A 12,596-nucleotide genomic window follows, 5' to 3' on the forward strand; every position below is an offset into this window, starting at 1 on the left:
TGTTTAGAGGTTGTCGGCACCATTTTATCCTTTGGAAGGGTAGGGCGTCACCCTTATACTTATGTAGCCTTTTTTTTGCGTGTTGGCATGCCTACGGAGGAACCTGAAGCGTACGCCTTCCGTCGATAAACAAGCCCTGGAAGCTTTTTTCCGGGCGTCTGGACTTGCCCCCTACCAAACCGGAAGCCCGTTAAATTGATGCTTCCGCTAAGCGCCTGAACTCCCTCGGTAAACGATACTTCAAGGCGCTGTGCGGGTGCTGCTCGTAGTAATGCTCGAAGGGCAATCGCCGGGTTACGCAATGCCATCTCTGGCTTGGGCGCGTTTGCCATGGAGTCGTCCTTACTTGTCTTCACGAAGCTCTCGGCCATGCTATTGCTCTGCTGGCTGCGTACCGTGGTGGTCGGAGGCTGAAAGCCAATCTGTCGAGCAAGCAGGCGAGTCTGTTCAGCAGTGTACGCCGAGCCGTTGTCACTGAGCTATCGCGCCGGTGTGGCGGGCAGTTGGTCGCCGAAGCGTTTTCCACGCTTTCCAGCATCAAGTCGCGGATATCGTCGCCGCTGTATCCGCTCGGGTTCGCGACCCCGCCGATGGCCTCGCGAGCACTGCAGTCCAGGGCGAAGGTCACGCTCAGTTTGGCACCGCCCTCGCAACGAAACTCAAAACCGCCCGCACAGCAACGCATATCACTGGTTTTTACCGCGATACGTCTTTGGGCCGGCGTGGCACATCGGGTTGCTAGATCCTGCGTTCAAGCGGCAGGTTGTGATCACACATGATTCGGTAAGTCCGCTTCACGTTGATCGCAGGTTGCGACTGGGTTTCACCGGCTCGACGCAACAACCCTCAGACACGCCGGTAGCCATAGCTGGGCAACTCGCTGACCTACCGTTGGATTTCGACGACCACTAGATCAGCATCGTCCACAAGACTGTGGCGCCGTGCTTTGGGCGATACCGATTGCTCGATTCGAACCGTTAATTGCAAGTGCGCCACACCGAGACATTCGCGAATCTGCTTCACTGGCCGTCCCCGCCAACAAGTGGAAGTGCAGAGTCCATTTTCGCGTTCTGGAAATTTCCACGGCCTCTTTGAGGACTTCTGCTTACATCGTTTCTTGTTCAGCATCCGTTGCAATTCAAGGACCTGCTTGAGCGCATTATTCAGTTCTGAGGCAGGCACCACGGTCTCGCCAGCGCTGACCGCCGACAGGCGCAAGCGGCGGTGATGTCGTCATCCTGATACAGCTTGCGCCTCAGGAATAGCTAGTTGTTGGCATTGATGCCGTTACGCCGAGCCACTACCGAAACGCTTGCCCTGGCTCAAAACTATCGCAAACCATGGTCAGTTTTTCCTTTGGGCTCCAGCTGCTGCGCCGCCCCTGGCCCAAAAGCTCCCAACTCTTATCGTCGCTGTTCGTAATAAACATAACCGTTTGTCTATGCCTTATCGTAAGGAGGGAAACGGCGTTCTGTCTTTCATGGGGTTCGTTCACTGGCATACCCTATGCAACAATTCTACGGGCCGAGCCAGCAAATTTTTGTCGTTAGCGCGACTATAATGCTTGAACAATGAAGATGTTGACTCGATACACATTCAGACACGTCACCTTGATTTTGTGAAGGGCCTGCTGTAGGTTGGTATTCTGTTCTATGGGCTTGAATATTGGTTTTTCAAGTTGAATACTGGTTTTTCAAAAGAGATGTCTAATGGATAGGGATGTGGTTTACGAGCAATTGTCCGCTGTATGCGCTAGCAAAGAAAAGTTGTATTCTACCTTGCGTTCACTTCCATTAGATGTTGTTGGTGATGTGTTATTGCATATACCGGATGAGTATTTTGAACTAAAATGTGCTCTTCCGACGATGGCTTCCGAGTTGGTTCAAACTAACTGGACTGGCTCCTCCGGATATACCTTGCTACTTCAAAGTTCTGCTTTCGTGAGGTCTGTATCTAGCAGTTATGTTGCATTGACCGGAAAGACTCTAGAAAATGGCAACATACTTGATTTCGGATGTGGTTGGGGACGGCTGATACGCCTTATGTATAAGTTCTCGCCTCCTGAAAGAATTTACGGTTGTGACCCTTGGGACAAATCAATCGCTACTTGTCTAGAGAATAAGGTAGCAGGTAACCTAGCCTTGTCTGATTATTTACCTGAAGAACTACCGTTTCCAAGTGTGAATTTTGACTTTATTTATTCCTTCTCTGTTTTTACCCATCTGTCCGAACGAGCATGTAATAAAGCACTAGAGGCCTGTAGGAAGGCGATATCATCTGATGGGATCATGGCGATAACCGTTCGACCTAAGTCCTATTGGGACTATCATGTCGATACGATAGATAAGATTGATCGGGATAAAATGAAATTTGACCATGAGGCTATAGGTTTCGCTCATACTGGGCATCATCATCGGGTTATGGAAGACGGCGACATACTTTATGGCGATACCTCGATTTCTATAGACTATATTTCACGCAACTGGCATGACTGGGAAGTGGTTGGAACCGACGTATTCTTGCAAGACCCTTTTCAGACTGTTGTTTTTTTAAAGCCGAGACTCTAACCGCTAATTTGGAATGCATTAGGTCTACGCTCTGCGCTTTTTATGTTATGTACAAGAGGTAAAATTTTACCTTATCTTGCATCGAGTATTAATGTACTTGTGGCCTGTTTCTATTGCTTTGAATCACGCTCAAAGCAGGCATCTAGTGCAGGGCGGGCCATCCTGGGGGCAGAGTCGACTTTGTTTCTGGTTATAAATAATATGTTTATTTTTCTATTTTTTTGATGTGTTTCTGGAAAATAAATCAGAAGCTTTTACAGCAGCCATTGACGCGTAAACTCGTAACTCAGGAACGGCAGTCGCCTCCCAAAATTTTGCCTTCAGCATGGGCCCAACGTAGGTCAGCCAAGTAGAAGCCTGTCCCTGGCTATCGACAACCGCTAAGTCATCGGTTACGTTTATTCCCAGGTCGTGTTGGTCGATACTGATCAGATCCTCGCTTATAAGTGACCTTATCAACTCTTCACCTATGAGTTTTGGATTTGAGTTTGGGCCAGTGCAATTGATTATGTGTTTTACTTTGATGATGGTTTCTTGGCGCTTTCCGCGCAAATTAATTTTAAGTTCTACTTCGTCAGCTCTTTCTTCGACTAGTTTTATTCGTCCCGCGATTGTAGAGATTTTGTTTTCTTTAAGTGCTTCTTCAAATGTCGCATATGTGCTTGGTGCAACTCGATGACGATGTGTATCCCAATAAGGTTGTACATGACGGAGAAATCGATTACGTTCTTTTTCTGTAAGGCGCATCCAGAGTTGCGATGTGATGGGACGAAGCGCAGCGACTACGTCGCGCCAATCAGAATCTGAGCATGTGTTGAGGTAATCCCTGATAATGCGATAATAATTTAAGATCGTGGGTGCTTGCAGAGTTAAATTTTCACGAAGTGAATCGTGAGATACGGCGATACCTCTGGTAGTTCTATGGGGTAAAGGTAAAAGACCACGGCGAGAAAGCATGTAAATTTTGCCAGTATGATTATTTTTTTTTAAACTGGAAACCACATCCAATGCAGTTAGTCCCCCGCCTACCAAAAGAATCGGGGCATCATTATTGTAGAGTTTTGTTATAGTCTCGGACCATGGATCGGAAATGTAACTAGGCGCGTCTTGAAGCCCCTTCAATGCGTACGGAGTTAGAGGGGGGAAATGCCCTAACGCTAGAATCACTTGGTCCGCAAATATCTCTTCGTTGTTGTCTAGTTTTATCGTTGCTCCTTTTGCACGACCTGAAATATGTGTTGCATTTGCACAAATCTGTTTGAAATGAACTCTGCCTTTTGCGCTGAGTTCTGCGCCTTTCAACATGGATTCTAAGTACTCACCATACAATTTTCGAGGCGTAAAACTGCTCGCTGTAATATTTTTATCAAATAACTGGCAGTATTTCAGATAAGAATCAGGCTCGTTGACGATGGCGGTCATGTTTCCCGCAGGTACGTTGAGGAGGTGTATCGGGCTATTGGTGCCATAAGCCAATCCCTTGGCCATTTGTCCTGAGCGATTGACAATGATTAACTTTGAATCATCTGGAGCGGTGCGCAGGAATTCAATGGCAGCAACTGTTCCGCTGAAGCCTGCGCCAATAATAACTAACGTGTTCATGTGCGCGATACTTTCAAGTATTCGAGTATCTGCGCTACACAGGTATCGATATCGTTTTCGAGGGTGTTTATTCTAATGTCGGGATTCGCTGGAGGCTCGTATGCAGAGTCTATTCCGGTAAAGTTCTTTATCAGTCCCTGTTCAGCCTTTTTATAAAGTCCTTTGGGGTCTCTCCGCATGCACTCGGAGAGCGGGGCATCGACAAAGACTTCGATGAATTTAGTGTCTCCAATGACATCTCGCGCTAGTGCCCGATCTCGCATAAACGGTGAGATAAAGGCAGTGATAACAATGAGTCCAGCATCTAAAAATAATTTGGCAACCTCAGATATTCGCCGAATATTTTCGACTCGGTCAGCATCACTGAAACCCAAGTCTTTACACAATCCCAAGCGAATATTATCGCCGTCAAGGAGATAGGTGTGGTTGCCTGAGTCGCACAAAGCCACCTCTAGAGCATTGGCAATTGAAGATTTTCCGGCTCCGCTTAGGCCGGTTAGCCAGATAACGACAGGATGTTGATTTTTTAGTTCGCTCCGACGTTCGGCGTTTACTGATTGCACATGAGCTACAAGATTATTAGACATACCGTCTCGTTGAAATCGATAAGAATGAAAATTGGGACGCACTGGTAGTGGGCATGAAGGAGGTGGTCGTATCGAGCATTTCCTGCTGATTTCGTAAACTGGCAGTGCCATCCGACCTCCCTTCTGTAGCTTATTTTTACAGGTTTTCCCATGACTCGCGTAGACGGTGATTGTAGCGAGGCTTGCGTCAAATTGCTCGTGCGGACCTTGAGCGGATGATCGCGCTTGGCTACCAGAAGGCTGCTTGGCTCATCTACACATTAGTCGTCTCTTTTCCCCCGAGGCGGCTACAATAGCGACTGCTGTTTTTAAGGGGGCTGCACGCTCAGATGATGGTAATGGATAGGTTACGGACTCTTCTGCTAGGACTGCCTCGCCGGCAGAAAAGGCTCATCCAGGTGGCTACAGACGTGATGCTTGTCTGGGTAGCGCTTTGGCTCGCCTTTATCGTTCGTCTCGGCATAGACGACATTTACAGCCCATTAAGGATCCATTTCTGGCTTTTTGCCTGTGCGCCGATAATCGCAATCCCCCTCTTCATCCGCTTCGGCATGTACCGCGCCGTCATGCGCTATTTCGGCAACGACGCTCTCGTCGCTATCATCAAAGCCGTCAGCCTTTCCTCTCTGATCCTGGCCCTCGTCGTCTACTGGTACAGCAACCACCAAGCCGTCGTCCCTCGATCCATCATCTTCAACTACTGGTGGCTGAGCATGGTCATCATCGGCGGCCTGCGCTTGTGCATGCGTCAATATTTCATGGGGGATTGGTTCACCGGCGGACAGCATATTCCCTTCACCAACCGTGACGACGGACTGACCAAGGTCGCAATTTACGGTGCTGGCGTCGCAGGTAACCAGCTCGTCGCCGCGTTACGCATGGGGAAAATGATGCGGCCGGTGGCATTCGTTGATGACGACGCGAGCATCGCTGATCGATCGATTTCCGGCCTGCTGGTCTATAAGCCCAAGCACATCCAGCAGATGATCGACGTGACAGGCGCACAGGAAATCCTCCTGGCCTTGCCCTCGTCAACCCGTGCACGCCGTAGGGAAATTCTCACAATGTTGGAGCGCTTCCCTTTACACGTTCGAAGCGTCCCCAACTTTACCGACCTCGCCAGCGGTCGGGTGAAAGTCGACGACATCCAGGAAGTGGATATTGCCGACCTGCTCGGTCGCGACGCTGTGCCTGCGCAGCCGGATTTGCTCCAGCGCTGTATTAAAGGCAAGACAGTCATGGTGACTGGTGCGGGTGGCTCAATCGGCTCTGAACTCTGCCGGCAGATATTCGCGTTGGGGCCCACCACGCTTCTTCTGTTCGACCACAGTGAGTTCAACCTCTACAGCATCCTGTCTGAGCTGGAGCAGCGCGCCGATCGGGAGTCTGCCTCGGTCAAGCTGTTGCCCATTCTGGGATCGATTCGTCACCCAGATAAATTGCTCGATGTAATGAGAACCTGGAAAGTCGACACCGTTTACCATGCGGCTGCGTATAAGCATGTGCCGATTGTGGAGCACAACATTGCCGAAGGCGTATTGAACAACGTCATTGGTACGCTGAACACCGCGCAGGCTGCGTTGCAATCCGGGGTTGCCAACTTTGTGCTGATATCCACGGACAAGGCTGTGCGCCCAACGAATGTGATGGGCAGTACCAAGCGTTTGGCGGAGCTGACGCTGCAAGCACTGAGCCGGGAGGTCGCGCCGGTTCTGTTTGGCGACAAGGCCAATGTATCGCGGGTTAACAAAACCCGTTTCACCATGGTTCGTTTTGGCAATGTGCTGGGGTCGTCGGGTTCTGTGATTCCTTTGTTCCACAGCCAGATCAAATCCGGTGGCCCGTTGACGGTCACGCACCCGAAAATCACTCGTTACTTCATGACTATCCCCGAAGCCGCGCAGTTGGTCATCCAGGCGGGATCCATGGGGCAGGGTGGGGATGTGTTCGTGCTGGACATGGGCGAACCGGTGAAGATTGTCGAGCTGGCAGAGAAAATGATTCACCTGTCGGGCCTGAGTATTCGCTCGGAGCGTAATCCCCAGGGGGATATTTCCATCGAGTTCACTGGCCTGCGGCCAGGCGAGAAGTTGTATGAAGAACTATTGATCGGCGATAACGTCGCCGCAACCGAGCATCCGATGATCATGACGGCTAGTGAGGATCATCTGCCCTGGGATGTATTGAAGCTCAAGCTGGGTAGCTTGCTCTACGCTTTGGAGAGGGACGATTACGCACGGGTGCGTCAGCTGTTGCGTGAGACTGTCCACGGCTACACCCCCGATGGCGAAATCGTCGATTGGCTCTACCAGCAACGCCGCCTGGATTCCTGATTGTTACACACCCTGTAACGTACACATTTTTGACAGCGAGTCATCATCGCCTAAGTTTGAGAGGCAGCTTCGGAAAAGCTGCTTCTCTCTTAACGATGTCATGGAGCGTCATTTATGCGTACAGGCTATTTCTACTCTCTGGTTTTTGCCCTTCTGACCGGTGCCTCAATAGCGGTCATCGCTGCGCCCGCGGTCAAGCCCGAGACGACGTCTGCATCGCAGGCAATGGATGTATCGACGAAGTTGCAAAGCGCCAAGGTGGACCTTAATGGGGCGGATGCCGCGACGTTGCAACGCGAGTTGACGGGGATAGGCAAGGCAAAGGCTGAGGCGATTGTTGCGTATCGTGAGAGTAATGGGGCCTTCTCATCGGTGGAGGAGTTGCTGGAAGTCAAGGGGATTGGAAAGGCGCTCCTGGACAGGAATCGCGACAAGCTGGAAGTGAATTGAGGTGACGTAGTGAAGGAGGCCGGTCGAGACGACTGGCCTTTTTTCGTTTCTGGCGGATGAACAGAGTACGGTGATGATTGTGGCTGGGCCCCATAGTTCTGAGTTCAGCATGCGACATGGTACAAATCGTGATTACTCATTGCCAATCAATAGCGCGCAGATGCGCCTGGTGTTTTGCGTCGCGCCCTATGAAGCGAAGAGCCTTTATCTCGACGATTCCGAGCAACTGCTTTTGCAGTTTCTGACTCCCGCTATCCATCACTGATCGAGGATGTGTGCCATGTACAAAGACTACCCAGCCGCCTACCAAGTCAGCAAAGGCTCAGCCCTTCAGGTGGACAAACCCTTCTATGACCGTATCCGCGCTGAGCAGGACAAGCGCACGTTGATCGAGCAGTTCGAAGTGCCGATCCGCACTGGTCGCGCTTGGCATGTGCCGGCCGGTCATGTATTCCGCGTCACGACGCCGGTGGGCCCGCAGGTGGGGGACTTCAATGTCTGGAATGCCCACGACCCACGAGAGCGTTTGTGGGCGGCGCGGACTCGGCAGTTGCAAGGGGCGCATGTCAGCACTCATGACCGGCTCTGGTCGAACCTGCCTTTCTTACGCCCCCTGGTGACCATCACCGATGACAGCCTGGCCGGTTACGGCATCGACGAGCATGGCGGGCGGTTGCACGATTTGCTGGGGACCCGTTGTGACCCGTACGTGAACAAGATGCTGACGGGCGAAGACTTTCACCATCACTGCCATTCGAACCTGACCCGTGCGGTATTGCCCCATGGCTTGACTGAGTTCGATGTGCACGACGTATTGAATATTTTCCAGTGCACCGGGCTCAACCATGACGACATGTACTTCATGAAGGCTTGTCCTGCCCAGAAGGGCGATTACCTGGAGTTTTTTGCCGAGATCGATCTGCTGTGCGCCTTGTCGACTTGCCCCGGCGGGGACTTGTCGTTGGCGATGTGGGGGCCGGATGCGCAGGATCCCCTCAGTGTCTGCCGTCCATTGGGGGTGGAGATCTATCGGTTGGAGGATGCATTGCTGGAAGGTTGGAGTCAGCCTGAGCGGGCGGCATACAACGGGTTGCATGGTTTGCACATTGCCAAGGCGGATTGGGAGAAGTAACGCAGCAGATGCAGTAATGCGGGGGCTTTTGTGGTGAGGGATCAAGCACCCTCACCACAAAAGCGGTGTGCGGCTCAGCGATCCTTGGCCTCTTTCGCATCCATCTCCGCATTACGCTCAGCCACGCGCTTGCGTTGTTCATCCGTCAATTCGACCTTGTTGGCGGTGTCGCGCAGCATCATCAGACCGCCGACGATCGAGCCTATTGCAACAATCAGAATCAACCAGGCATACCAGGGCATAGGGCTCTCCTTGAGGGGGCGATGGACGGGCGAACATTTCGCCGGTCCATCGCACCTACCACTTATGAGCGAAGGTTGTTCGCAGTGGTTCAATACTACGCCCGTTCTGCCGGGTTCACCTCAAAGGCCGGTCAGCATCGCATCGGCCGGGGCATCGGCGCGCAGTTGTGCGGTAAGCATGAAGTACAAGAACCCCACCGCCATGAAACCGAGGAAGATCAGCCCGATCAACGCGTTGAACCAGGCCATCGCCACCAGGCACACCACGGCCAATACCAGGGCGATGCCGGGTACCAGCGGATAGCCCGGTGCTCGGAAGGTGCGTTCCAGGTTAGGTTCGATTTTACGCAATTTGAACAGGCTGAGCATGCTCATGATGTACATGACGATCGCGCCGAACACGGCCATGGTGATCATCGCCGCGGTCAGGGTCATGCCGCCTAGGTTGATCAGGCCATCGCTGTAGATCGCCGCGATGCCGATCAGCCCGCCGGCGATGATGGCTCGGTGTGGCGTCTGGAAGCGCGACAGTTTGGCGAGGGAGGCGGGCAGGTAGCCGGCGCGGGCCAGGGCGAAGAACTGCCGCGAGTAGCCAAGGATGATGCCGTGGAAACTCGCCACCAGGCCGAACAGGCCGATCCACACCAACATGTGCAGCCAGCCGGAGCTTTCGCCGACCACGGTTTTCATGGCCTGGGGCAGCGGATCGTTGATGTTCGACAAGGTGCGCCAATCGCCGACGCCGCCGGCAAAGAACATCACGCCCATCGCCAGGAACACCAGGGTCAGGATGCCGCTAATGTAGGCCTTGGGAATCGTGCGTTTCGGGTCCTTGGCTTCTTCGGCCGCCATGGCCGCGCCTTCGATGGCGAGGAAGAACCAGATGGCGAAGGGAATCGCGGCGAACATCCCGGCAATGGCCGGTGCGCCGAACACATCCGAACCGGCCCAGCCGTTCAAGGCAAAGTGGCTGAAACTGAACGCCGGGGCGACGACGCCCATGAACACCAAGAGTTCGGCCACCGCCAGGACGCAGACGATCAGCTCGAACGTCGCGGCCAATTTGACCCCGAGGATGTTCAGGCCCATGAACACGATATAGGCCCCGACCGCCGCGTGTTTCGGGTCCAGGGACGGGAACTGCACGTTCAGGTAGGCACCGATGGCCAGGGCAATGGCCGGCGGCGCGAAGACGAATTCGATTAGGGTCGCCAGCCCGGCGATCAGTCCGCCTTTCTCGCCAAAAGCCCGACGGCTATAGGCAAACGGCCCGCCGGCATGGGGAATGGCGGTGGTCAGCTCGGTGAAGCTGAAGATGAAGCAGGTGTACATGGCCGCGACCATGAATGACGTCACCAGGAAACCCAATGTCCCGGCCACCCCCCAGCCGTAGCTCCAGCCAAAGTACTCGCCGGAAATCACCAGCCCGACGGCAATGCCCCATAAATGCAGGGTGCCCAGGGTGGGCTTGAGTTGTGTGTTCATCGGTGGCTCCCCTCGATCTTTAGCAAAAGCGCTGGCGAGGGGCAGTGCAGTGGGCGTGCCAGGGCGGCAATGGCGGTCGTAATGGGTGAAATCGTGTCGTATCGGGGATGTTCGCTGCCGGATAGCTTGGTTTCGTGCCCCAGTTCAGAGCGTCGGCGTCCGGGCTGGCCCTATCGCGAGCAAGCTCGCTCCCACATTTTGATCTGTTGTGAATACAGAATCTGTGTCCACTGAAGCCCCCTGTGGGAGCGAGCTTGCTCGCGATAGGGCCAGCCCAGCCAACCAACCTCCCATTTTTTACACATTCTTTATCCCCCAAGCCCCCTCTCGATCTCGTTCCTTTACACCCTCCCTACCGACAATCACTCCACACACGGCACGACGCCGTATCACGGAGAAATCCCATGAGCCTTCTGGACGGGGTGTCGCTGCTGTTGGCAGTGGCGCTGTTCATTTATCTACTGGTTGCGCTGTTGCGCGCGGATCGGAACTAGGAGCGGCTATGCACGGTTATGACTACGGGCTGATCCTCGCCTTTTTCGCCCTGGTGCTGATTCCGGCACCGTTTCTGGGGCGTTTTTACTATCGGGTGATGGAAGGCCAGCGTACTTGGCTTTCCCCCATCCTCGGCCCGGTGGAGCGCGGTTGCTATCGCTTGTCCGGTGTCGATCCCGCCGTTGAGCAGAGCTGGCAGAAATACACCCTGGCCCTGCTCGCGTTCAACCTGGCGGGTTTTGTGTTGCTGTTCGCGATCCTCCTGCTACAGGGATATCTGCCCCTCAATACCGAGCAGTTGCCCAACATGGAGTGGACCCAGGCCTTCAACACGGCCGTGAGTTTCATGACCAATACCAACTGGCAGTCCTACAGCGGCGAGGCATCGCTGAGTTACTTGAGCCAGATGGTCGGCCTGACGGTGCAGAACTTCGTCAGCGCCGCCACCGGCCTTGCCGTGCTGGTGGCGCTGTGTCGCGGGATCGGGCGCAAGTCCGCCGCGACGCTGGGTAATTTCTGGGTCGACATGACCCGCGCCACCCTCTACGGCCTGTTGCCGCTGTGCCTGTTGCTGGCGTTGTTCCTGGTGTGGCAGGGCGTGCCGCAGACCTTTGCGCACTATGTGCATGGGGTGACGATGCAGGGTGCCGACCAAGTCATTCCCCTGGGCCCGGCCGCCAGCCAGATCGCGATCAAGCAACTGGGGACCAACGGCGGTGGTTTCTTCGGCGTCAACTCCGCGCACCCGTTCGAGAACCCGACGGCCTGGAGCAATCTGTTTGAGCTCGCCTCGATCATCCTGATTCCCGCCGCTCTGGTGTTCACCTTCGGCCATTACGTCAAGGACCTGCGCCAGAGCCGGGCGATCATCGCCTGCATGCTTGTGCTGTTTCTGATCGGTGGCGCCACGTCGTTGTGGGCCGAGTACCAGCCCAACCCGGCCCTGAATGACGTCGCGGTGGAACAGACCGCGCCGCTGGAAGGTAAGGAGACACGTTTTGGCACCACCGCCACGGTGCTGTGGTCAGTCACCACCACGGCAGCCTCCAACGGCTCGGTCAACGCCATGCACGACAGCCTCAATCCACTCAGCGGCATGGTTTCCCTGGTGAACATGATGGTTGGCGAAGTGATCTTCGGCGGCGTCGGGGCCGGGCTCTACGGAATGTTGTTGAACGTGCTGATCGCGGTGTTCCTGGCCGGATTGATGATCGGCCGCACCCCGGAATACCTGGGCAAGAAACTGGGCGCCAGGGAAGTGCAACTGCTGGTGGTGACCCTGCTGGTGATGCCCGTGAGCGTATTGGTACTGGGCGCCGTTGCCGCGAGCCTGCCCGGGCCGGTCGCAGCGGTCAGTAACCCTGGTGCCCACGGTTTCAGCCAGTTGCTGTACGCCTACACCTCGGCGGGGGCGAACAACGGCTCGGCCTTCGCCGGTTTCGGTGCCAACACACCGTTCCACAACCTGATGCTGGGCCTGGGTATGTTGATCGGTCGTTTCGGCTACATCCTGCCGGTGCTGGCGTTGGCCGGTAGCCTGGCGCTGAAGAAAACCGCACCGATTGGCCAGAACAGCTTCCCCACCCACGGTCCGCTGTTCGTGACCTTGTTGACCGTGACCATCCTGCTGGTGGGCGGCTTGACCTTCCTGCCGACCCTGGCCCTGGGGCCGATTGCCGAACACCTGAGCCTGGGCTTCTGAG

General features: G+C 54.5%; 10 protein-coding genes and 1 pseudogene. 6 read left to right on the forward strand and 5 right to left on the reverse strand.

Annotation, left to right across the window (positions count from 1 at the left end):
- Positions 1-190 precede the first annotated feature (190 nt).
- Positions 191-1,429 (reverse strand): annotated as a pseudogene (locus tag LOY70_RS08790) (transposase).
- A gap of 280 nt (positions 1,430-1,709) precedes the next feature.
- On the opposite strand from LOY70_RS08790, the gene LOY70_RS08795 reads away from it, so the two are divergent.
- The gene (locus LOY70_RS08795) at positions 1,710-2,567 is read left to right on the forward strand and encodes a class I SAM-dependent methyltransferase (RefSeq protein WP_265035548.1); all 858 of its coding nucleotides are present in this window, start codon (positions 1,710-1,712) and stop codon (positions 2,565-2,567) included.
- 213 nt (positions 2,568-2,780) lie between these two features.
- Here LOY70_RS08795 and LOY70_RS08800 read toward each other — a convergent pair whose 3' ends face one another.
- Both LOY70_RS08800 and cysC read right to left on the reverse strand, forming a co-directional pair.
- Positions 2,781-4,169, reverse strand: a complete 1,389-nt coding sequence (locus LOY70_RS08800) for an FAD/NAD(P)-binding protein (protein WP_265035550.1) — start codon at positions 4,167-4,169, stop codon at positions 2,781-2,783.
- On the reverse strand, positions 4,166-4,756 hold the full coding sequence (cysC, locus tag LOY70_RS08805; RefSeq protein ID WP_265035552.1) for an adenylyl-sulfate kinase: 591 nt from the start codon (positions 4,754-4,756) through the stop codon (positions 4,166-4,168). Before cysC ends, LOY70_RS08800 begins: the two co-directional genes overlap by 4 nt.
- 332 nt (positions 4,757-5,088) lie before the next feature.
- Here cysC and LOY70_RS08810 point away from each other — a divergent pair, with 332 nt between their 5' ends.
- The 3 genes from LOY70_RS08810 to LOY70_RS08820 all read left to right on the forward strand — a co-directional run bounded on the left by LOY70_RS08810 (position 5,089) and on the right by LOY70_RS08820 (position 8,671).
- On the forward strand, positions 5,089-7,089 hold the full coding sequence (locus tag LOY70_RS08810) for a polysaccharide biosynthesis protein (RefSeq protein WP_265037996.1): 2,001 nt from the start codon (positions 5,089-5,091) through the stop codon (positions 7,087-7,089).
- 114 nt (positions 7,090-7,203) lie between these two features.
- Entirely contained in the window at positions 7,204-7,539 is a 336-nt protein-coding gene (locus LOY70_RS08815) for a ComEA family DNA-binding protein (RefSeq protein WP_265035554.1), read from the forward strand.
- A 280-nt stretch (positions 7,540-7,819) separates the two neighbouring features.
- Positions 7,820-8,671, forward strand: a complete 852-nt coding sequence (locus LOY70_RS08820) for an urea carboxylase-associated family protein (protein ID WP_265035556.1) — start codon at positions 7,820-7,822, stop codon at positions 8,669-8,671.
- 74 nt (positions 8,672-8,745) lie between these two features.
- On the opposite strand, the gene LOY70_RS08825 is transcribed toward LOY70_RS08820, so the two are convergent.
- Positions 8,746-8,913, reverse strand: a complete 168-nt coding sequence (locus tag LOY70_RS08825) for a DUF2897 family protein (protein ID WP_003183831.1) — start codon at positions 8,911-8,913, stop codon at positions 8,746-8,748.
- Between the two features lie 120 nt (positions 8,914-9,033).
- Positions 9,034-10,398 carry an ethanolamine permease gene (gene eat / locus LOY70_RS08830; RefSeq protein ID WP_265035563.1) on the reverse strand — a complete coding sequence of 455 codons (1,365 nt, stop codon included), beginning with the start codon at positions 10,396-10,398 and terminating at the stop codon, positions 9,034-9,036.
- 404 nt (positions 10,399-10,802) lie between these two features.
- On the opposite strand from eat, the gene kdpF reads away from it, so the two are divergent.
- Positions 10,803-10,892: a K(+)-transporting ATPase subunit F gene (kdpF, locus tag LOY70_RS08835; protein WP_123414586.1), complete on the forward strand. Its 90-nt coding sequence runs from the start codon at positions 10,803-10,805 to the stop codon at positions 10,890-10,892.
- 8 nt (positions 10,893-10,900) lie between these two features.
- On the forward strand, positions 10,901-12,595 hold the full coding sequence (gene kdpA / locus LOY70_RS08840; protein WP_265035565.1) for a potassium-transporting ATPase subunit KdpA: 1,695 nt from the start codon (positions 10,901-10,903) through the stop codon (positions 12,593-12,595).
- Position 12,596 lies beyond the last annotated feature (1 nt).

The organism is Pseudomonas sp. B21-054 (assembly GCF_026016345.1).
In the GTDB taxonomy this organism is placed as follows: domain Bacteria; phylum Pseudomonadota; class Gammaproteobacteria; order Pseudomonadales; family Pseudomonadaceae; genus Aquipseudomonas.